This is a genomic window from Enterococcus sp. LJL99 (genome assembly GCF_054871725.1).
In genome coordinates this window covers 239,470-260,824 of sequence record NZ_JBTXLT010000002.1, presented here as the reverse complement: position 1 = coordinate 260,824, position 21,355 = coordinate 239,470, and the positions used below count along the sequence as shown (strand labels likewise).

Below are 21,355 nucleotides of genomic sequence, written 5' to 3'. Positions count from 1 at the left end.
AACAACCTTATTTTTAATTTGATTTAAAAGAAAAATCGTTGAATATCATTCCAAGTAACTAAGACCATTAATAGCATAATCAGTCCAAAACCAATAAGGGTAATAATGCCCTCTTTTTCTTGACTCAAAGGTTTTCCTCTGACTCCTTCGAAAATATTTAAAACAATCTTTCCACCATCTAATGCAGGAATTGGCAATAAATTGATAATTCCTAAGTTAACGGACAACATAGCCATTAATAAAATGACTGTTTTGATCCCTTCTTGAGATGCCTCTGCAGAAAGCTGGAACATCATCACTGGACCGCCTAATTTATTTAAGCTAAAGCCAGTCACTAGCGAGCCTAATGCTTTAAAAATTTGCATCGAACTACTAACTGTTTCTTTTAAGCCACCCGTTACTTTATCGAAAAAGCCTGTTTTCATTGGTCTAGCAACACCGATTATACCGATTTCTTGGTCGCCAGATTTCTTTTTCTCAGGGACAACGTTCACTTGTTCTGTTTTACCTGAACGCTCTACTTCAAATTTTAACTCTTTACCAGGATTCTTCTGCACAATCGAAGTAAAATCATCCCAATCATGAATCTTTTCACCATCAATTGAAACAATATGATCATTACTTTGCAACCCAGCTTTTTCAGCCGCACTATCCGGTTGTACTTTGCCAATCTCATTCGTATTTGTATAGGTTGCTCCACCTTGCATAAACATAAAAACAGTAAACAAAACAAATGATAAAATAAAATTGTTCATCGGTCCAGCAAAATTAGTTAAAATACGTTGCCAAACTTTCGCAGATTGAAACTGTACATCGATGGGTGCGATTCGAACTTCCGTTCCGTCAGATTCGATGATTGTTGCATCATGATTTACTTTATAGGTAGTTTCTTCTGTCTCATTCCCATTGACATATCCTTTAATAAATAACTCTTTTTCAAGGTCTGAATCCAAAACTTCCATCGGGATACTGTTAGTTAACTGAACTTTTTTACTGGTATTTATTTTTACCACTTCATTTTGATCATTCAATTCAACAGATAACGTCATCCCAGGTGGTAGTTCCGTCTCATCTTCTCCCGCACCAGCCATTCTTACATACCCACCGATTGGTAAAATTCGAATCGTATAAGCCGTCCCGTCCTTGCCTTGGTGAGCGAATATCTTCGGTCCCATTCCAATAGCAAATTCTCGTACCAAAATACCAGAGCGTTTAGCAAAAAAGTAATGTCCAAATTCATGAACTAAAACCAGTATGCCAAATACAATAATAAATGTAATAATTGTTTTCATTATTCCCCTTCTTTCTCTATCCATTTCACGACTTTGATTCTAGTCTCTTTATCGATCATAATCACTTCATCTAATGAAACTTCATGTGATTCGTTATACTCATTCACGGCTTTTTCGACAAAAAATTCGATTTGAAGATAACTTATTTTTCCTGCAATAAACGCTGCAGCTGCAATTTCATTGGCCGCATTGTAGACAGTCGGGTACGCACCGCCTTTTTTACCTACTTGAAAAGCTAAGGCTAACATCGGAAAACGAACCAAATCCATTGGTTCAAAATTTAACTGTCCAATAGTAGTTAGATCAAATGTCTTTTCATTTTTGATTGGCATACGTTTAGGATAAGTTAAAGCATATTGAATCGGTTCCCGCATGTCACTAGGTCCTAATTGAGCCAAATAGGCACCATCAGCTAACACAATCATTGAATGAACGATGCTTTCTTTATGTAAAACAACTTTTATTCTATCATACTCTACCCCAAATAACCAATGGGCTTCAATAACCTCTAAGCCTTTGTTCATCATAGTTGAAGAATCAATCGTTATTTTTTGTCCCATAGACCAGTTTGGGTGTTTTAACGCCTGGTCTAAAGTAACCTGTTTCAATTCTTCACGGGTCAAATCTCTAAAACTTCCTCCAGATGCAGTAATCACTATTTCTTTAAGATCTTTCTGTCTCTGTCCTTGTAGACACTGAAAAATCGCTGAATGTTCGCTATCAACAGGTAAAATTTGTACGTTATTTTTTTGGGCAGCCTCCATCACCCATTTACCAGCCATGACTAATGTTTCTTTATTTGCTAGAGCGATGTCCTTCTTTGCCTCGATTGCTTTTAACGTTGGTGCTAAACCAATACTACCACTTACAGCGGTCAAGACAACATCCACTTCTGGAAGTATGCTCGCTTCGATCAAGCCTGTTTCTCCAACGCCAAATTGAATTTCAGGAAATTGAATGGCTAGTTCCGCTTTTAGTTCTTCAGAACCGACCCCAACATAACTAGGTCTTATTTTTTTTATCAACTCAACTCCTTTTTCTTTATTACTATTAAATGTCATAGAAACGATTTTAAAGCGTTCTGAATGAGCAAGTACAACATCTACCGTACTTGCGCCAATAGAACCAGAAGCACCTAATAAGGCAATATTTTTCATAAATAAAAAAGATGCTATATCACAAATATCCTAACCTCACAAATAGACCGAACGTTCCGAAAGCAACTCTTTTTTCGGAATCGTTCGGTCTATTTTAAGCACTCAAAAAATCAATTAATTTCAACTTTGTAAGCAAGTGACCAATTAATTTGAGTATCTTATCAGCTATTTTATTTTGATTGTTTGATACAGCTTCTTATTCCCTTCCTCTCTTAGTTAAAATTTAGAATAATCCAAATAAATGCATGATTGGAAAAACAAAAAGCAAACTATCAAATCGATCTAAAATACCGCCATGACCTGGTAAAATAGTACCAGAATCTTTTACATCATAATGTCGTTTAATTGAAGACTCAACTAAATCACCAAATTGACCGACAATTGAAAAGACTACCGTCATGACTAATAAAATAGGTAAATCATAGGCAAAAACAAATCGTTTAGATACGAAAAATAAATAGACAAAAGCAACAACAACTGCACACAAAATTCCTCCGATTGAGCCTTCAATCGTCTTATTTGGTGAAACTTCAGGCATCAATTTTCGTTTACCATATTGTTTACCAATAAAATAAGCGCCAATATCTGTTGACCAAACAACTAATAAGCCGTACACAAGAATTTCTAAACCAGCATTTCGTGCGCTCACGAAATTTTGAAAACCAACACCAACATATAAACTGGTGATCACAGGAAAACCAGCTTGAGAAATCGTATAGGTATTCTTAGAAGCCACTAAACCACCTAAGAGAATCATTACTGTCAAATAAAAAAGAATAAAGTTATCCGTTTTATCTGGTAAAAAGAAAAACCATTGATTTTTTGGTAATACTAAAAAGACCGCACCAAGCGCTGAAAGTACTCCCTCAAAACTTGTGATTTCAAGTCCTTTCATTCTAAATAATTCATAAATTCCAATAACTGCCAAAATCGCAGTTGCCAATTCGACTACAATACCGCCATACCATACAATTGGGATAAAAAGCACCAATGCAATAGCTGCAGTAATTATTCGTTGCCTCATTCTTTCTCCTCCTTAATCTCTTCAGTCATTTTCAAACCACCAAAACGACGGTTTCGATTTTGAAAAGATGCGATTGCAATTTCTAATAAGTTATCATCAAAATCTGGCCAAAGTGCTTCTGTAAAGAAAAATTCACTGTAGGCAATTTGCCAAAGTAAAAAATTACTAATTCGTTCTTCCCCACTTGTTCGAATCAACAGCTCTGGATCTCTTAATTCCTCTGCTAAGAATCCAGTCATCAAATGGTCTGAAATCATTTTTTCGTCAATATCTTCAATCGAAATATTTTGGTTAGCCACATTTGTCGCTATTCCTTGAACAGCAGTAACAATTTCGGCACGTGAACCATAATTTAAAGCAAAATTCAACACCATTCCAGTATTTCCTTCGGTTTGTTCGATGGCTCTTTTCACCGCATCTTGGGTGTGTTCGGGTAAAAATTCTTTATAGCCCATTACATTTACCTTAACATTTTCCTTAATCAATTCAGGAACAAACGTATCAAAAAAATCAACTGGTAATTGCATCAGAAAATTTACTTCCTCAGAAGGTCTTTTCCAATTTTCAGTTGAAAAAGCATATAAAGTCAAAACCTTAACACCAATATGGCTTGCATGCTTTGTAATTTTTTTTACAGTATTCATTCCTTCTTTATGCCCCGCGATGCGTGGTAAACGTCGGTTTTGAGCCCAACGACCATTTCCATCCATAATTATCGCTACATGTTTGGGAATTTCTCCCGATTTATTAAAAGTAAATGAGCTTTCTTCTTGTACATACTTATTTTTCTGTGGAAAAAAACGTAACATCTTTCCTCCTCCAATCAAAAAATCTATCTAGCCTATTATAACAATAAGTTTTAGAAAAACCTATGCAAATGGCGTTTTTTTTCAGATTTATTAAGAATTTCATCATGGTTTTCTCGTTTTAGGCCTTTTTATTTCAGTCTATATGGAATAAAAAACAGAACAAAAGTATTTTCTTGATAAAATAAGAGCAAATTTCTAAAAAAGTGTTCCATCGTAAGAAATTCGACTTATTTTTTAAAGAAAAACTTTTGTTCCGAGAGTAATCAATCAAAATCCTTGATTCCATTTTAGAATGAGGATGAAAAATATTGTTACTTTTTTTAATTCATCTTCAAAAAGTGTTTAATCAGAAGTTTTATTAGTATCTGGAGATAAATTCCCTTTACTTATACCTATTTGAATCACACAAGTTGTGGGAACAAATTCGTTAAAATTACTCATTTTAATCACCGTTCCTTTAGTGACTGAAGAATCTAAGTAATAAACTTGATAGGTAATGTTTGCCCCTTTTGATTGGTACTCTTCATAAAAAATTTTTTGAAGATCTCCTTCTAAAGTACTATCACGTAAATCCTTCATATATGGTTTCCCTGCAGAATAGGTCACTTCCACCACTGGTTTCTCTTCTTTAGCGACAAATTTTTGCCCAGCTTCAACAGATTGACTGATAAAATGACCATATGGAACGGTATCACTATAGATTTGTTTTGGTTGGGCACTTATTTCTGGCGCCCTTGTTTGGACTTCTTCTTGAGCAATTTGAGAAAAGTCTGGCATTAAAATAGCTTTGCCTTTTGATACATTAATGGTAAAGCTCTCTTTTTTAGCAACCATCGTTTCCTTAGGAACACTTTGAGAGATAACTTTGCCAGCTTCAACAGTATCCGAATCAGATTCATCTACTTTCAAGGTCAATTCATTTTTCTTTGCCCACTCCACAGCCTCTTCTTTTGTTTTACCAATAAAATCTGACATAGAAATATTCTTTTCATAAGTCTCTTTTCCTTTAGAATAATAAAGTTTGGCTTTATCTTTTCTTTTATAGGCTTCTGGTTTTACGTCTTTAGTGACCATTTCAAATTTAGAATAATCCCCCGCAGGAATTTTATCGCTGTACTCTTCAATAATCGTCAAATTATCTGCTTTTTCTTCCTTAATCCAACTCTGAGCTTCTTGCAATTTCATCGTTTTAAAATCTGGTAATGGCAGCTCATCATCAGGATTTGGTCCCAAACTAGCATCAACCTTGAGTTCATTGCCTTTTTTCATCTTCTTATTTTTAATATTTTGACTAAAAACTTCATTGACTGGTTCGTCAAAATTATATTTTTGTTCAACTTTAAGTTCTACACCATTTTCAGTAGACCAAATACGTACTTCAGATAGTTCTTTGCCTTCAAAATTTGGCACTTTCACATGTGTATATTCATAATAAAAATACGCTAAACCGGCTACCGCTAAAAGGGTTAAAATAATAATAATTATTAATTTCCGTCGTTTCTTTTTCTGATATGTCGTATCTGTTTCAATCAGTTCTTCAGAATTCTGCTCTATAAAATCAGGTTGAGATTGACTGACTTGTTGGGGTTGGGCTACAGCGAATTTTTTTTTTCTTTTTGAATATATTTCTTCTCTCGCTTTTCGTTCTGTTTTCGTTTGCTCTACGAACTCTGGTTCCTCATTAGCTTTTCGTTCTTCAGTCACAATATTATTACTTGGCCCAATTGGAACTGCTCTTTCTTTCGATTCATCGTTCAATTTTTCGTTATTAGCTGTGTTTTTTCGCGGTTTATTTTCTGATTTTTTCTTATTCGATTCTTTTGTTAAACTCTTTTCTTGCCTAGTTTTTTCATAGTTGTCACCACTAAAATTAGATAAGAAATCACTCATGCTTTTTCAACACACCTTTTTTAAGATAGTAAGCTTCATCAGATTGATCCGCAATATCATTTGAGTGAGTAACTACAATTACACATTTATTATGCTGCTCAGCTAATTTTTTAAAAATATCAACAATCTCTTGTTCCATATCTTCGTCCAAATTCCCTGTAGGTTCATCGGCTAAAATAATATCAACATTTGTTGCTAAAGCTCTTGCGATAGCTACTCGTTGTTGTTCTCCACCAGAAAGTTGATTCACTAAACGATTGGCTTTTTCTTTAGTAATGCCAATATAATCCAACAAATTATAGGCGACCTCTTTTTGATCACTCGGTAATTTATTATCGGTTATTGACATTGCTACTAAAACATTTTCCAACGCAGTTAAGTAAGGAACTAGATTATAACTTTGAAAAATAATACTGATATCATTTCTGCGATATTTTTCATAACCAATCTGCTTGATATCTTTTCCATTCAACAGTATTTTACCTTCTTTTGGCGTATCCAAAGCACTAATCAAAGATAGAAAAGTCGTTTTACCAGAGCCAGATTGTCCTAAAATTGTATAAAATTTCCCTAAATCAAAAGAAATATTCGTGTCTTTTAAAATGAAGCGGCGACGATCGCCATCTTGATAAAAATAACTCAGTTTTTTTGTTTCTAAAATTGCCATTTCATTTTCCCCCTACATCATTATTTTCTTTGGATTTAAACGAACAATATAAACTAATGGTAATACTGCTGAAAGCAAGACCGTACCTAAGCCTACTAATAAATAACTGATAATATAGGCTAGTGAGAATTTCACTTCATATGCACTTAAAATTTCTTGGCTAGTCAAATCATTCATTCCTAAAGTGTTACTAATGCCATAGTACATCATATCTGTCTGATTTTGAGCAGTACTTAATAAATCACTATTTAGTAACGACTCAGAAACAGCTTTTCCTAAGAAATTACCCGTAATCAATGAAAGAACTAAAGCAAGTCCACTAATCAAAAGCATTTCAATAATAATTTGTCCCATTACGTGACTTCTTTTATCCCCTAATGAAAGATAAATACCTAACTCATGCTTACGATCTCTCATAAATAAGAGAACAACGAGAGAAATAATCAACAATGCAGCAAAAACTGCAATGAATACTACATATCCTGAAATTTTTGCCATTTTTTTCATGCTGCCACCGACTTGATCGTATTGATCAGTAGAAGCTCTAACTTTATACATTTTAGGCAATAATGGTTCGGTTTCTTGTTTAAAGGCGTCCACATCATCTGGACTATTTAAAACGTAGGTAGGAACATAGGTATTTTCCATTTGGCCAATATCTTCAGATCTTTCTTTTGCATCTTTTTCCATTATTTGCTTATTGATATCATCGACTTCTTGATTTGTCATGTAAATTGTATTCATCTGTTCCATTGAAAGAAATTGTTGATTCATCTGTTCCTGCTCATTTTGTTCCTTCTTCTTGTCTTTTAATTCGACTGTTGTTGGTTCAAAAATACCGATAATTTTAACTGGCAAATCGAGTGAATATAATTTTTTCGCTTCATTTTCACTATTGTATTCAAAAGAACAATAATCTATAATCATTTGATCACCTACGGAAAGTCCATTGGTTTCAGCTACTTTAGCAGAAATCAACACATTATTAGTGCCTTTATCGATATCTTCTTGCGTAAAAACAGAGCCATCTACTAGTTGAATTTTCTTTTCTTCTATGTCTAATATTTTATTAAAATTTGAGCCTTTTAAACTAAATTGATCTTGCGAAAAAAACGTACCACCTTCCTCTTCAGATTGCTCAATTGTTGCAGACTTCAATTTTTCAGTTTGTACCCAACCTAATGAATTGTAATCATAATATTTCACATAGGGTGAGTTTCCAATTTTGTTAATCAATTCAGGGGTTAAATTTTCTGGTATAAATTCTGGATCCATCATCTCATCTTGATTATTTTCATAATCCATTTCAACTGTTGCTAATCCACCTAATTCTCGTTTAATATTTTTTTCAACATTTTGTGTAGATTGTTGAATCGCAATCGCTCCAGCAATGACATTTCCTAAAACAAAAATCACTGCAAATAAAATCAAGGATTTACCTTTTTTTCTTGTTACACTGCACAACGCTCTTTTAATAAAATTCACTTTCTCATCTCCTTATCAGAAATCTACTGATTGTCTAATTATTTCATAAGTAGGATATAGAAACAAGGCATTTTTTCAAAATTATTGAATCTACACCATTTATTTGATAGATACCTAAAAAATTTGATATATTGTTTAAACAGAGCCAAAAAAAAAGAAACTCCTCATGAGAAGTTTCTTTTTTTCATTTTATACTTCTAACAATTCTTTTTCTTTCTCAGAAGTAATTTTATCGATTTCATTTACACTATCATCTGTTAATTTTTGAACATCTTTTTCAAAAGAACGTAATTCATCTTCAGTGATTTCATTACTCTTTTGTTTTTTCTTCAAATCATCCATTGCATCACGACGAATATTACGAACCGCAACTTTCGCATTTTCAGCTAATTTTTTCACTTCTTTAGCTAATTCTTTTCTACGTTCTTCCGTAAGTTGAGGAATCACTAAGCGAATAACATTTCCGTCATTAGTAGGACTAATGCCGATATCGCTTGCTTGAATTGCTTTCTCAATGTCTTCTAATGAATTTTTATCAAAGGGTGTAATCATCAAAATTCTTGCTTCTGGAATATTGATAGAAGCAATTTGGTTTACAGGCGTCAATGCACCATAATAGTCAACTTGAATACGATCTAGTAAACTAGCATTTGCGCGTCCTGCACGAATTTGACCAAATTCTCTTTGTAAACTTTGTTCCGCTTTATTCATCTTTTCTTTTGCAGTTGCTAAAATTGTAGCACTCATTTTATTTCCCCCTTACAGTTGTTCCGATATTTTCTCCAAGACATGCGCGGCGAATATTACCTGATTCATTCAAATTAAAAACGACTAGTGGAATATCATTGTCCATACTTAACGAGCTGGCTGTTGAATCCATCACTTGAAGTCCTTTAGAAATCACATCAAGATGAGTTAATTCTTCAAATTTCACAGCATTTGCATCTAATTTAGGATCAGCAGAATAAACACCATCCACATTATTTTTCGCCATTAAAATAACATCTGCACCAACTTCAGCTGCACGTAAGGCAGCTGTGGTATCCGTTGAAAAATAAGGATTTCCAGTTCCACCGGCAAAAATAACAATCCGTCCTTTTTCTAAATGTCTTTCCGCACGACGACGAATATACGGTTCTGCGATTTGACGCATTTCAATTGATGTTTGAACACGAGTTGGTACACCGATATTTTCTAGAGTATCTTGTAAAGCTAAAGCATTCATTACAGTTGCTAACATTCCCATATAATCTGCTTGTGCTCGTTCCATTCCCATTTGAGCGCCAATCTGTCCGCGCCAAATATTTCCACCACCAACAACAATCGCCATCTCGATCCCTAATTCGTGGACCTCTTTAATTTCTTTTACAATATCTGTGATTACGGGAGGTTTGATCCCAAAACCCTCTTCTCCAGCTAAAGCTTCGCCACTTAACTTTAATACAACGCGTTGATATTTAGGTTTTACCATTTGCTTTTACCTCCACCATTCTCTATGAACATTTTACCATAACTTTGTTTTTCTATCAGTCTATTTTAAGTAATTGCCTAAAAAAAGGGAGCGCATTTGCATGCGTTCCCGATAGGAAAGTAAAAATTACTAGCTTAAATTATTTAAGTCACTTCACTAACTAAATAAGCATCCTATCTTCTACTTTACCTAATTGATTTTAATTATTTTTTCACTTGACTCATAACTTCATCAACAAAGTTATCTTCACGTTTTTCAATTCCTTCGCCAACTTCGAAGCGAGTAAATGATTTAACTGTAGCTCCTTTAGAAGCAACATATTTTTCAACAGTCATGTCAGGATCTTTAACGAAAGGTTGGTCAACTAATGAAATTTCCGCTTTAAATTTATTCAAACGGCCAATAACCATTTTTTCAACGATGTTCGCTGGTTTGCCTTCATTTAATGCTTGTTCAGATAAAATTGCTTTTTCATGCTCTAATTCAGCTGCAGGAATTTGTGACTCATCTACATAACGAGGGTTAATCGCTGCTACATGCATTGCAACATCTTTAGCAACTTCTTCGTCAGTTGTTCCATCTAAAACAGTCAATACCGCAATACGTCCACCCATGTGCAAGTATGAACCAAATGCTGCATTATCTGCTTTTTCAACTAATTCAAAACGACGGAAATTGATTCTTTCACCAATTACAGTTGTTGCTTCGATGATTTCAGATTCAATTGTTCCTTTGTCTGTTTTTAATGCTAATGCTTCTTCCATTGATTTAGGTTTATTTGTTGCAATTTCAGTTGCAATTTTTTTAACTAAATCTTGGAACATTTCATTTTTAGAAACAAAGTCTGTTTCAGAGTTTACTTCAACGATTGCAGCAAAGTTGCCATTTGTTGCAACATTTGCTAAACCTTCAGCTGCTACACGATCATTTTTCTTAGCTGCTTTAGCCATTCCTTTTTCACGTAAATAGTCAACAGCTGCATCCATGTTTCCTTCTACTTCTACTAATGCTCTTTTTGCATCCATCATACCGACACCAGTCATGTCGCGTAATTCTTTTACTAATTTTGCTGAAATATTTGCCATTTTATTATGTTCCTCCTCAAGTAGTCGTTCATTGTTTAAAAAAAGCTACCTCAAAGGAGAATCAGGCTTTTTCGCCTAGCCTTTGAGATAGCTCCAGTTCAATTTCTTAGTCAAACGAATAGCTTCGCTTCTCTATCTTTTGTTAAATTATTCAGCTGCTTCTGTATTATCGCCTTCAACAACATCAACGATTTCTTCGATAGAAGTTGCTTCGTCAGTTGTTGCTTCAACAAATAATTCTTCAACTACTTGATCTTCACCTTGGTTTCCTTCGATGAACGCATCAGCCATTTTAGCAGTAATCAATTTAACGGCACGAATTGCATCGTCATTTGATGGAATCACTACATCGATTTCATCAGGATCACAGTTTGTATCAACCATTGCTACGATTGGGATGTTCAATTTTTGAGCTTCTTGAACAGCAATACGTTCTTTACGAGGGTCAACAATGTACATTACATCTGGAATTCTAGGCATATCAGCGATACCGCCTAAGAATTTTTCTAAGCGATCACGTTGTTTGTTTAATCCAACAACTTCTTTTTTAGGAAGAACGTCAAATGTTCCATCTTCTTCCATTTTATTGATATCTTTCAAACGTTTGATACGTTTTTGGATAGTATCCCAGTTTGTCAATGTTCCACCTAACCAACGGTGATTAACGAAATATTGACCTGAGCGAATTGCTTCATCTTTAATTGCTTCTTGCGCTTGTTTTTTTGTTCCTACGAACAAAGCAACTCCGCCTTCTTCAGCAACATTTTTCATGTAATCATATGCAGCATCTACTAATTTAACTGTTTTTTGTAAGTCAATGATGTAGATTCCGTTTCTTTCTGTGAAGATATATCTCTTCATTTTTGGGTTCCAGCGACGAGTTTGGTGACCAAAGTGTACGCCGGCTTCTAGTAATTGTTTCATGCTAATTACTGCCATTTTTGTGTTTCCTCCAATTGGTTTTTTATTTTTCCCTCTCCTGTTCTCAACTTTATCAAGAACTGCTTGAATCGCAGCACCGCTCAATAAATCAAACAAGGATGTGGATTTTAGTGCGTATAATTATCACACCTTTAATAGTATACAATAAATAATTGTCAATTTCAACTTTTTTTATTATTTTAATTGATACATTAAAATCCCAGCAGCAATAGCCACATTCAATGATTCCGCTTGTCCTTTGATTGGAATGTATATATTTTTGGTAGTCTTTGCCAACAATTCTTTTGAAACCCCTTGACCTTCGTTGCCTAAAATTAGACCAAAAGATTCTTGTTTAGGAATTGTATTATAGATAACTGCTTCTTCGTTCAATTCCGTACCATAAATTGGTTTATTCTTTGTTAAAAAAGAATCTACTACAATTGATAGATTACTTCTTAAAATTGGAAGATGAAAATTACTTCCTTGCATGGATCGTAGGACTTTTGTACTGTAAATATCGGCTGTCCCTTCGCCTATTACAACGCCATTAAAACCAGCTGCATCGGCTGTTCGAATCATAGTGCCAACATTTCCTGGATCTTGAACATTATCCAACAAAAGCCAGCTACCTTCAAAATCCCCACTAAACTGATCTTCATTCATTGTCACAACTGCTAAAATTCCTTGAGACGTTGGTAATTCAGATAAGGACTTGATGACCTCTTCACTTGCAAAAATTATTTTTTCATTATCTTGTTGTTCAAGCCATGGGAGCCATTCAGCGTTTCTATTTTTACTTACAAAAATCCAGTTTATTGCAGCATTGGCTTTGACTGCTTCCTCGATTAGGTGAAACCCTTCAATTATAAATTGTTTTTGGCTATCACGATTTTTTTTCTTATGTAACTTTTTGATTTCTTTCACTAATTCATTTTTATTAGACATAATTTCTTTCAATTGTATACACCTCATTTTTATTATAGCATGAATTAAGGGAAATTCTAAAGTTTGTCTGCTACTTGCAGGAAAGAGAAAAAGTCGCTATCATGATTATAATAATAATTGTAAAGGAGTGTCCTCTAATGAGAAAGATTCGCATGAATGTTCAAGGAAGAGTTCAAGGTGTCGGTTTTCGCTATATGACTAAAATGGTTGCTGATCAATTAGATATCTATGGTACAGTCAGAAATGAAGATGATGGTTCTGTTTCAATTGAAGCAATTGGTGATGAGGAACAAATACGCTTATTTATCGAAAAAGTAAAAGATTCACCTAGTCCAGCTGGTCGAGTAACTTATGTTGACATTCAAGAAGATCCTTTTTTAGATGATTTTCATTCATTTAAAGTAACTAATTAATTTTTGAAATCTATTAAATCAATTTACGAAGCGAGGAATTTTTATGACAACTATTTATACTATCAGATCTTATGTAGAAGAGGATTTTGATTTAGTAGTTGCTAGTTACATTGATGTTTTTTCTTCTGAACCTTGGAATGATGACTTAACAGTTCCTCAGATTGAAAGTTATCTAAAACAACTATCTAAGATGAACACCTTTCTAGGCTATATTTTTGAAGATCGTTTAGAAAATCGTATTGTGGGTTGCGCACTTGGTTTTGTTCGACCTTGGTATAAAGGAATAGAGTATCACATGGATACTTTTTATATTTTGACTGACCATCAACAAAAGGGACTTGGGAAAATTTTTTTGAGTGCTATTAAAACAAACCTATCGGAAAGACAGATTCCCACTATTATTTTGGATACAGACCGAGAAACTCCAGCAGAAAAATTTTATTTACAAAATAATTTCACCTCATCTGAAGACTCGCTTATATTGTTTGCATCGACATCTATTTGAAAAATTGGGTAGTCAAAAATAGAATGAATTTTCTTCAAACTCTATATGTACATTGGATCAACTATAAGGCAATTACAACCGTTTTTCACCGGCTCAGTTCCAAATAATTTTCAAGAAATAAACGGTAACTTGGAAAATGATTAACTTATCTGGAATAACTATACTAGTATATATTGTTAGATCTGCCTAGAAGCATAAAAAATTTCTATTCAACATTAAATCATTTTAATTTATCTTTTTCAATCTATCGCTATCTAGTATTTGTTCTGTATAAATTTTCCCCTCGATTTAAAATCAATTATTTTCACTAAAAGCAATACATCAGAGAATCAAACTGATAAGGAGTTTCTATCCATAAAAACTTTAGATGCAATTAATATTTAACAAAATTTAATCCTTTTGCGAGTAACTCTTCTCACAAGTAGAACCTCAAAAAGAAATTATTTGTTTTCGATTATCTTTGGATAATTTGAAGTCAATTTTCATTTTCCATTGAAAAAAGACCCGTTTTCAAGTATAGTTAACCTTGTGTAAATTTTGATGTAAAGGAAAGAAAAAAATGCGAAAACTAAACAAATGGTTATTAAGTTCTGGTTTATTCACGCTCCTTTTATTTTTATCAGGCTGTGTAAAAACTGGTAAAGATGGTCAGCCTACAGGCGAAGGAATTGTTTACAACTTTTTAGTTAAACCTATGAGTAACATCATTACCTATCTAGTAGAGAACTTCAATTGGAATTATGGTTGGGCGATTATTTTTATCACCATCATTGTTCGAATCATCATTATGCCGCTTGGATTAAGCCAATCCAAGAAAAGTCTAGTTCAGACAGAAAAAATGCAAGCGATCAAACCACAGCTAGATGTGGCACAAGCAAAATTAAAAGCAGCAACAGATCGCGATGAACAAATGAAAGCTCAAGCCGAGATTCAACAGATTTACAAAGAAAATAATATGAGCATGATGGGTGGTATTGGTTGTTTACCATTATTAATTCAAATGCCTATTTTCTCAGCTCTATTCTTTGCAGCTCGTTACACTCAAGGGATTTCTGATGCACAATTTTTAGGGGTCAATTTAGGTGATCCTAGTTTAGTCTTTGTTGCTTTAGCTGGTATTTCCTACCTAATTCAAGGCTATATTTCAACAATTGGTATTCCTGAAGAACAAAAGAAAACAATGAAATCAATGTTGATTGTCTCCCCGTTGATGATTGTTTTCATGTCATTTAGCTCACCAGCAGGAGTAACCTTATACTGGGTAGTCGGTGGTATTTTCTCATGTATTCAAACATTCATCACAAATGTTTTATTAAGACCGAGAATCAAAGCCCAAGTAGCGGAAGAATTAAAAAATAATCCGCCAAAACAAGTGGTAACACCAATCAAAGATGTTACGCCAACTGAAAAAAGTAGTCCCAAAAATAACAATCTAAATACCAATACAAAAGGTAGAAATGCAGGAAAACAAAATAGAAATAAATAATTCATGAAAAAAGCGACGAGCTCGAAAATTAGAAAATAATTTTCCGACTCGTCATTTTTTTTAAATCAATCAATATCATTACTTGTTTTAAATCGTAAATACACTTGCGTTAAACATAAAACAATCAGTGCCACTAAGCAAATCATCACAGTTATACTGACAGCTGGATACTCTTTGTTCCAACCTGAGCTGGACTGGTGCTTAATCAAAATTCCTGCATAAGCCCAAATGACTGTCAATCCATAAGCTATATTTTTATTTTTCAAGATAGTGGCTCCCGCAATCACAAGGCCAACTAGTAAAATAATGATTGTCCATAAGACTTGGTGATCCTGAAATAGTGTAATATTTTTACTTACTACAAAAGCTGTAATATTTGCGATTGTTGCTACGGTTATCCAACCAAAATAAATGCTAAAGGGTAAACGAACGAGAATGTACTCTTTTGTATTAAACCGATACTTTCCTATTTCTAAATTAATTATAATTAAGGTAACTAATAACGCTAACATAATAATGACTGACAAGCTTAAAAATAGATATTGCCAAGCAAATAACCAAATACTATTTAAAATAGATGAAATAATAACTAATATTCCCAGTCTTCTTTTCAAGTCTTTATTCGCCAAAACTGAATCACTTGAATCTTTCCAAAAATAAATAGTAAATCCTGCAACAAAAAGATAAATGATTGACCAAATTGAAAACGTAATTCCTGCTGGCGCAAAAAGATTCGCATATTTATCAGATACTTCTTGCGTTGTTAGTCCGTTTACTGGCAATAATACTGCTGCTGCATTTGCTAAAATCATTGCTATAAACGTAATAGTGACCATTAACTTAGTTCCAAACAAATTATTTTTCTTCATTTTTTTTGACTCCTTTCTGATGTTTAGCTAATCATGCAACGTTATTTTGCACAAAAAATACGATTACCTTATCTATTGATAAAATAATCGTATCACAGTTCAAAATATTATAAAAAAATTCAGCTTTTTATTTTACAATCAGCAAATCTAAGCTTGCAACAGAAAGAGCCATTTTAGCAATTCTATCAAGTTGATTCAAACGATTTTGACGAATTTTTTCATCTTCCGCCATAACCATGGTTTGATCGAAATACGCTTCAATTAACGGTCTCAATTGAACCAATGCTTGATAATTTTCAGCTACTGTATTGTCCTTAAACTCAGCTTCTAACTTAGTAACCGCTTGATACAACGCTTTTTCTGAATCATTTTCAAATAATTCAGGAGTAACAGTTAGTGAAGTAGCGCCATTCTTTTCACGCGCTTTTTTAGCTAAATTAATCACTCGAGTTAATGCTTCAACAGAAGGTCTAAATTCGTCATCAACTAAGTGTTTTTTCAAAATCCTAGCAGACTCAAACAATTTAGATAAGTCTTTTTGTTCAGCATTAATTACTGCCTCGATGACATCATGACGAACATCTTTTGAAAGTAATAATTGACGTAATCTAGCTTTAACAAATTCAATAACTTCTTCTTGTCCACTCAATAATTGGATCCCAAATGTTTGGACATCAGCATTTACGACTTGATCAATTTCTTGCTGTAATTGAACCAATGGGAATTCCCAATCTCTATCTTCAACAATTCGAATGACTCCATACGTTTGACGACGAAGTGCATACGGATCATTAGAACCACTCGGCACCATGCCAACAGCGAAGAATGAAAAGACACTGTCTAATTTATCTGCGATTGCTAAAACAGCCCCGATTGTTGAAACAGGTAGCTCTCCTTCACTAGAAGTTGGCAAATAATGTTCACGAATTGCTGTAGCAACACTCGCTTTTTCGCCTTGAAGTAGAGCGTATTTTTCACCCATAATTCCTTGTAATTCAGGGAATTCACCAACCATATTTGTCACAAGATCAAATTTATAAATTTCTGAAGCACGTTTCAAATCTTCTAATTCTTCTGTTGATAAGCCGATTTCTTCCCCTAAGATTTGGCTTATAATCCCAACTCGTAACATTTTTTCATAAATCGTACCGATTTTTTCATGGAATGTCACTTGTTTTAATTTTTCAACACAATCATTGATTGTTAATTTTTTATCTTCATTATAGAAAAATTCAGCATCTTCTAAACGAGCAATCAGTACTTTTTCATTTCCTTTAATAACATTTTCAAGATGGACATGGTCACCATTACGAACCGAAATAAAATTCGGTAATAACAAGCCTGTTTCACTGTGAACATCAAAATAACGTTGATGTTCTTTCATCGAAGTAATCAAAACTTCTTCAGGTACAGAAAGATATTTTTCATCAAAGCTGCCCACAAAGGCTGTTGGGTATTCAACCAAATTGGTCACTTCTTCTAATAACTCTTGATCTAAATCTAAAGACCAACGATTTTTTTTCACAATTGCTTCAGCTTGATCAACAATTAATTGTTTTCTTTCCACTGGATCTACAATTACAAATTGAGCTTTTAACGCTTCCTCATAATCTTTAGGGGTTGAAATTGTTACTCGATCTCCCAAAAAGCGGTGACCTTCTGAATGATTACTTGTTTCAACATCCAAAATTGAAAATGGAATCACTTGATCATCTAACAAAGCAATAATCCAATGAATTGGACGAATGTATTCAAAATCATGATTACCCCAGTGCATAGTAACTGGGAAAACAAGGTTTGTAATAACCTCTTTCAAACCTGTTAAAACATCAATTGATTCTTTCCCATGATTGTATTTCGTTACATAAACATACTCGACACCATTTAATTCTCTAAAGATAATCGCATCTGTTGTTGTCCCTTGACCACGAACAAAGCCTTCTGCAGCCTTTGTCCAATTCCCCTCAGCATCCAATGCGATTTTTTTAGCAGGACCTTTAACTTCTTCTTCTGTATTTTCTTGGCGTTCAGGAAGTTGAGTAACGCGGATTGCTAAACGTCTAGGTGTTGAAAAACTTTGCACTGTTTCATAAGCTAAATTATTTTCATCTAAAAATTTGACTATTTTTTGTTCTAATTGTAAACGACTTGGTGTAACTACATGTGCAGGCATTTCTTCTAAGCCGATTTCAAGTAATAAGTCTTTTGCCATCTTTATTCAGCCTCCTTAACAACGGTAGAATCTTTCGCTAACAATGGATAGCCTAGCTTTTTACGTTCAGCAACAAATATTTTTGCGACTGCTTTCGCCATATTACGAATTCTAGCTAAATAACCTGCTCGTTCCGTCACAGAAACAGCTCCTCTGGCATCCAGTAAGTTAAATGTATGACTACATTTTAAAATATAATCATAGGCTGGATGAACTAGATTTTCATCAATACAACGTTTCGCTTCAGTTTCAAATTTTTCAAAATTTTCTAAAAGCATTTCTTGATTACTAATTTCAAATGAATATTTCGAATGTTCATACTCCGGTTGATTGAAAATTTCGCCATATTTAACGTCATTTGTCCACTCTAACTCATAGACACTCTCTACTTCCTGAATATACGAAGCAAGTCGCTCAATACCATAAGTAATTTCAGAAGTTACCGGATGGCAAGGTAAGCCGCCCACTTGTTGGAAGTAAGTAAATTGAGTAATTTCCATCCCATCTAACCATACTTCCCAACCTAAACCAGCACATCCCATTGAAGGATTTTCCCAGTTATCTTCGACAAAACGAATATCATGAGCCAATGGATCGATTCCTAACAAACGTAGACTCTCTAAGTAAAGTTCTTGAATATTTCCAGGAGAAGGTTTCATTACTACTTGAAATTGGTGATGTTGGTAAAGTCGATTAGGATTTTCACCATATCTCCCATCAGCTGGACGTCTTGAAGGCTCTACATAAGCAGCATTCCAAGGTTCTGGTCCAATTGCTCGTAAAAAGGTATAAGGGCTCATGGTTCCAGCTCCCTTTTCCGTATCATAAGCTTGCATCAACATACAGCCATTTGAAGACCAAAATTGTTGTAGCGTTAAAATCATTTCTTGTACAGTCATTGTTTTTTTCACTATAATCCTCCTCGAAATAGTTAATAAAATATAAAAAAGTCCCTATGTCTATCTAGACATAGGGACGAATAATCGCGGTTCCACCCTACTTCCGATTACCAGTAATCGGCAGCTTCATTGCTCGTACTCAAAAGCGCCTGTTCAAAAGTCGTTATTGTTTGGCTTACACGACCCCAAACTCGCTTGAATAACAAAATCTTTTTACTTTTCTTTCTCATCATACTTATTCAATTACTATTTATAATAAACGTAGATTCTCTGATTGTCAAACGGTTTTTATAGAATTGTCCGACCTATCATTGATCTAGCTTATTTCCCTCTTCTCGGGGTGGTAATTTTAATACATCTTCCCATTGCTTCATCTGATCAATAAACTTTTTACTTTTCAAATAGATTCCAACATATTCATCATATAATTCATCAATCGTCGTTCGAATTGCTGTTTTCGTTTCAGATTTCAACGTAATATTTTGAACATTGTCATAGGAAATAGCTGCAAAAAGACGGATAAAATGAATTGCTTTAGGATCCGCATGGTATCGATGATCATCAGATAACCAATGTCGTTCACACAAAACACCACTATATTTAGAAGAATAATCAAATTTGCCATTTGTTTCACCGCAAATACTACAATGACTCCAATTTGGTGAGACTCCGAAGCGATTTAGCAATTGGATTTCAAAAATATTGGTAATAATTTCAGCATCTTTCCCGTCATTCAGTAACATCAGCGCTTGTTCAACAAAATGAAATAGATTGGGATCATAGACCCGATCCTCAATCGCTACATCGACCAAATTTAAAAGATAAGTCGCGTAGGCACTGATAAAAATATCTTGTTGAATCGTTAAAAACGGCTTCACTTCTTTGCTACTATTTAGAAAAGATAACCCTTGATCTTTAAATTCACCAATAAAAACAGCTTCTGTAAAAGGTAAAATTGCTGCAGAAATCGGATTATTTTTTCGGTGCGCCCCTTTTACAAAAAACATTAACTTACCATATGATTCAGTAAAAATTTTTACTAGTTTATCTTTTTCTTTATAATCCTTCGTGAACAAAATAATTCCTTTCGATTCACCAGCAACCAACTACTTCACCTCTTTGCTTCCTATGGTTGAAAAAAGGTTGGGTCAAACCTTGAATGTTTGATCACAACCTTTTCATTCTTTATGATGAAATTGAGACACACCTGTTTCACTTCAAAAACCAAGCCGCTATCAAGTGTCATCGACTCACTTTATTTTCATGAGTAATCACAAACAAAACAGGTTACGTTCATCACAACATTCTTTAGCTTAATTAATAATCGTCTTTACGATACCCAAAATCTTGCAGATAAATTTTCTTATCACGCCAATCCTTTTGGACTTTCACCCATAGTTCTAAATAAACTTTATCATCAAGTAAGTATTCAATATCAAGACGAGCTTTTGTACCAACTTGTTTTAACATTTTACCGCCTTTACCGATAATAATTCCTTTTTGACTATCCCGCTCAACAATAATTGTAGCTTGGATATGAACTTTATCATGCTCATCACGTTTCATAGAATCAACCACAACAGCCACTGAATGAGGAATCTCATCACGTGTCAGTAGCAATACTTTTTCACGAATCAACTCAGAAACAATAAAATATTCTGGATGATCTGTGATTTGATCGTCTGGAAAATATTGTGGTCCCTCTGGCATTTGCTCAACTAAAAGAGACATTAAACGGTCAAAATTATTGCCTTCTGTAGCAGAGATTGGGACGATTTCAGCAAAATCCATTTGATTAGAATAATCTTCTATAATCGCAAGTAAATCATCTGGATGAATTTTATCGATTTTATTGATAACTAGATAAACTGGACTATTCATCGCTTTTAGGCGCTCAATGATAAAGTCATCGCCCTTTCCTCTTTTTTGATCCGCACTAACCATAAATAAAACTGCATCGACTTCTCTTAAAGCGCTATAAGCAGTCTCTACCATAAAATCACCCAAGCGATGTTTTGGCTTATGAATCCCTGGTGTATCAATAAAAACAATCTGAGCTTCAGGAACTGTATAAATTCCTTGAATTTTATTTCTTGTTGTTTGTGCTTTATCGCTCATAATCGCAATTTTTTGTCCGACAATACGATTTAATAGCGTTGATTTCCCTACATTAGGTCGACCAACGATGGCTACAAAGCCGGATTTATGTGCTTCTGTCATAT

Annotated in this window: 20 protein-coding genes; 3 read left to right on the top strand and 17 right to left on the bottom strand. The window is 34.1% G+C overall.

The genetic code is table 11. The features are described from left to right. Nucleotides 1-23 precede the first annotated feature (23 nt). The 12 genes from rseP to ACYSNW_RS04310 form a co-directional block, all read right to left on the bottom strand. On the bottom strand, nt 24-1,292 hold the full coding sequence (gene rseP, locus ACYSNW_RS04365; protein WP_461743233.1) for an RIP metalloprotease RseP: 1,269 nt from the start codon (nt 1,290-1,292) through the stop codon (nt 24-26). Then, entirely contained in the window at nt 1,292-2,449 is a 1,158-nt protein-coding gene (locus ACYSNW_RS04360) for a 1-deoxy-D-xylulose-5-phosphate reductoisomerase (RefSeq protein ID WP_461743232.1), read from the bottom strand. Before ACYSNW_RS04360 ends, rseP begins: the two co-directional genes overlap by 1 nt. Before the next feature lie 223 nt (nt 2,450-2,672). Further along, the gene (locus ACYSNW_RS04355; RefSeq protein ID WP_461743231.1) at nt 2,673-3,473 is read right to left on the bottom strand and encodes a phosphatidate cytidylyltransferase; all 801 of its coding nucleotides are present in this window, start codon (nt 3,471-3,473) and stop codon (nt 2,673-2,675) included. Beyond that, nucleotides 3,470-4,282 (bottom strand): isoprenyl transferase, encoded by an 813-nt coding sequence (locus ACYSNW_RS04350; protein ID WP_461743230.1) that lies wholly within the window; start codon nt 4,280-4,282, stop codon nt 3,470-3,472. The genes ACYSNW_RS04355 and ACYSNW_RS04350 overlap by 4 nt, the downstream gene beginning before the upstream one ends. Nucleotides 4,283-4,624: 342 nt before the next feature. Further along, nucleotides 4,625-6,172: a PASTA domain-containing protein gene (locus ACYSNW_RS04345; RefSeq protein ID WP_461743229.1), complete on the bottom strand. Its 1,548-nt coding sequence runs from the start codon at nt 6,170-6,172 to the stop codon at nt 4,625-4,627. Then, nucleotides 6,165-6,839 carry an ABC transporter ATP-binding protein gene (locus tag ACYSNW_RS04340; protein ID WP_461743228.1) on the bottom strand — a complete coding sequence of 225 codons (675 nt, stop codon included), beginning with the start codon at nt 6,837-6,839 and terminating at the stop codon, nt 6,165-6,167. Before ACYSNW_RS04340 ends, ACYSNW_RS04345 begins: the two co-directional genes overlap by 8 nt. A 12-nt stretch (nt 6,840-6,851) precedes the next feature. Beyond that, nucleotides 6,852-8,324, bottom strand: a complete 1,473-nt coding sequence (locus ACYSNW_RS04335; RefSeq protein WP_461743227.1) for an ABC transporter permease — start codon at nt 8,322-8,324, stop codon at nt 6,852-6,854. Between the two features lie 189 nt (nt 8,325-8,513). Continuing rightward, nucleotides 8,514-9,071 (bottom strand): ribosome recycling factor, encoded by a 558-nt coding sequence (gene frr, locus ACYSNW_RS04330; RefSeq protein WP_461743226.1) that lies wholly within the window; start codon nt 9,069-9,071, stop codon nt 8,514-8,516. A 1-nt stretch (nt 9,072) separates the two neighbouring features. After that, the gene (gene pyrH, locus ACYSNW_RS04325; protein WP_461743225.1) at nt 9,073-9,795 is read right to left on the bottom strand and encodes a UMP kinase; all 723 of its coding nucleotides are present in this window, start codon (nt 9,793-9,795) and stop codon (nt 9,073-9,075) included. 203 nt (nt 9,796-9,998) lie between these two features. Then, nucleotides 9,999-10,880, bottom strand: a complete 882-nt coding sequence (gene tsf, locus ACYSNW_RS04320; protein WP_461743224.1) for a translation elongation factor Ts — start codon at nt 10,878-10,880, stop codon at nt 9,999-10,001. Between the two features lie 147 nt (nt 10,881-11,027). Further along, nucleotides 11,028-11,819, bottom strand: a complete 792-nt coding sequence (gene rpsB, locus ACYSNW_RS04315) for a 30S ribosomal protein S2 (protein ID WP_461743223.1) — start codon at nt 11,817-11,819, stop codon at nt 11,028-11,030. Nucleotides 11,820-11,996: 177 nt separating this feature from the next. After that, nucleotides 11,997-12,761, bottom strand: coding sequence for a TrmH family RNA methyltransferase (locus tag ACYSNW_RS04310; protein ID WP_461743222.1), 765 nt, complete (start codon nt 12,759-12,761; stop codon nt 11,997-11,999). Nucleotides 12,762-12,886: 125 nt separating this feature from the next. On the opposite strand from ACYSNW_RS04310, the gene ACYSNW_RS04305 reads away from it, so the two are divergent. The 3 genes from ACYSNW_RS04305 to yidC all read left to right on the top strand — a co-directional run bounded on the left by ACYSNW_RS04305 (nt 12,887) and on the right by yidC (nt 15,153). Further along, nucleotides 12,887-13,162 (top strand): acylphosphatase, encoded by a 276-nt coding sequence (locus tag ACYSNW_RS04305; RefSeq protein WP_461743221.1) that lies wholly within the window; start codon nt 12,887-12,889, stop codon nt 13,160-13,162. Between the two features lie 43 nt (nt 13,163-13,205). Then, the gene (locus ACYSNW_RS04300; protein ID WP_461743220.1) at nt 13,206-13,667 is read left to right on the top strand and encodes a GNAT family N-acetyltransferase; all 462 of its coding nucleotides are present in this window, start codon (nt 13,206-13,208) and stop codon (nt 13,665-13,667) included. A gap of 559 nt (nt 13,668-14,226) precedes the next feature. Continuing rightward, nucleotides 14,227-15,153 carry a membrane protein insertase YidC gene (yidC, locus tag ACYSNW_RS04295; RefSeq protein ID WP_461743219.1) on the top strand — a complete coding sequence of 309 codons (927 nt, stop codon included), beginning with the start codon at nt 14,227-14,229 and terminating at the stop codon, nt 15,151-15,153. A gap of 65 nt (nt 15,154-15,218) precedes the next feature. Here yidC and ACYSNW_RS04290 read toward each other — a convergent pair whose 3' ends face one another. From ACYSNW_RS04290 to era, 5 genes are all read right to left on the bottom strand, one after another. Further along, nucleotides 15,219-16,022, bottom strand: a complete 804-nt coding sequence (locus ACYSNW_RS04290; protein WP_461743218.1) for a tryptophan-rich sensory protein — start codon at nt 16,020-16,022, stop codon at nt 15,219-15,221. A gap of 127 nt (nt 16,023-16,149) precedes the next feature. Next, nucleotides 16,150-18,234: a glycine--tRNA ligase subunit beta gene (glyS, locus tag ACYSNW_RS04285; RefSeq protein WP_461743217.1), complete on the bottom strand. Its 2,085-nt coding sequence runs from the start codon at nt 18,232-18,234 to the stop codon at nt 16,150-16,152. Nucleotides 18,235-18,236: 2 nt separating this feature from the next. Next, a complete protein-coding gene (gene glyQ, locus ACYSNW_RS04280; protein ID WP_461743215.1) occupies nt 18,237-19,145 on the bottom strand; it encodes a glycine--tRNA ligase subunit alpha in 909 nt (302 codons plus the stop codon). 296 nt (nt 19,146-19,441) lie between these two features. Then, a complete protein-coding gene (gene recO, locus ACYSNW_RS04275) occupies nt 19,442-20,239 on the bottom strand; it encodes a DNA repair protein RecO (protein ID WP_461743214.1) in 798 nt (265 codons plus the stop codon). A 211-nt stretch (nt 20,240-20,450) separates the two neighbouring features. Then, nucleotides 20,451-21,353: a GTPase Era gene (gene era / locus ACYSNW_RS04270; protein WP_461743213.1), complete on the bottom strand. Its 903-nt coding sequence runs from the start codon at nt 21,351-21,353 to the stop codon at nt 20,451-20,453. Nucleotides 21,354-21,355: the final 2 nt, after the last annotated feature.

What these genes read in the sequence shown, in the direction of transcription:
- ACYSNW_RS04355 (WP_461743231.1), bottom strand. Translation starts at nt 3,473, where the DNA reads ATGAGGCAACGAATAATTACTGCAGCTATTGCATTGGTGCTTTTTATC.
- yidC (WP_461743219.1), top strand. Translation starts at nt 14,227, where the DNA reads ATGCGAAAACTAAACAAATGGTTATTAAGTTCTGGTTTATTCACGCTC.
- rseP (WP_461743233.1), bottom strand. Translation starts at nt 1,292, where the DNA reads ATGAAAACAATTATTACATTTATTATTGTATTTGGCATACTGGTTTTA.
- era (WP_461743213.1), bottom strand. Translation starts at nt 21,353, where the DNA reads ATGACAGAAGCACATAAATCCGGCTTTGTAGCCATCGTTGGTCGACCT.
- ACYSNW_RS04305 (WP_461743221.1), top strand. Translation starts at nt 12,887, where the DNA reads ATGAGAAAGATTCGCATGAATGTTCAAGGAAGAGTTCAAGGTGTCGGT.
- ACYSNW_RS04300 (WP_461743220.1), top strand. Translation starts at nt 13,206, where the DNA reads ATGACAACTATTTATACTATCAGATCTTATGTAGAAGAGGATTTTGAT.
- pyrH (WP_461743225.1), bottom strand. Translation starts at nt 9,795, where the DNA reads ATGGTAAAACCTAAATATCAACGCGTTGTATTAAAGTTAAGTGGCGAA.
- glyS (WP_461743217.1), bottom strand. Translation starts at nt 18,234, where the DNA reads ATGGCAAAAGACTTATTACTTGAAATCGGCTTAGAAGAAATGCCTGCA.
- ACYSNW_RS04360 (WP_461743232.1), bottom strand. Translation starts at nt 2,449, where the DNA reads ATGAAAAATATTGCCTTATTAGGTGCTTCTGGTTCTATTGGCGCAAGT.
- ACYSNW_RS04345 (WP_461743229.1), bottom strand. Translation starts at nt 6,172, where the DNA reads ATGAGTGATTTCTTATCTAATTTTAGTGGTGACAACTATGAAAAAACT.
- rpsB (WP_461743223.1), bottom strand. Translation starts at nt 11,819, where the DNA reads ATGGCAGTAATTAGCATGAAACAATTACTAGAAGCCGGCGTACACTTT.
- ACYSNW_RS04290 (WP_461743218.1), bottom strand. Translation starts at nt 16,022, where the DNA reads ATGAAGAAAAATAATTTGTTTGGAACTAAGTTAATGGTCACTATTACG.
- frr (WP_461743226.1), bottom strand. Translation starts at nt 9,071, where the DNA reads ATGAGTGCTACAATTTTAGCAACTGCAAAAGAAAAGATGAATAAAGCG.
- tsf (WP_461743224.1), bottom strand. Translation starts at nt 10,880, where the DNA reads ATGGCAAATATTTCAGCAAAATTAGTAAAAGAATTACGCGACATGACT.
- ACYSNW_RS04340 (WP_461743228.1), bottom strand. Translation starts at nt 6,839, where the DNA reads ATGGCAATTTTAGAAACAAAAAAACTGAGTTATTTTTATCAAGATGGC.
- ACYSNW_RS04350 (WP_461743230.1), bottom strand. Translation starts at nt 4,282, where the DNA reads ATGTTACGTTTTTTTCCACAGAAAAATAAGTATGTACAAGAAGAAAGC.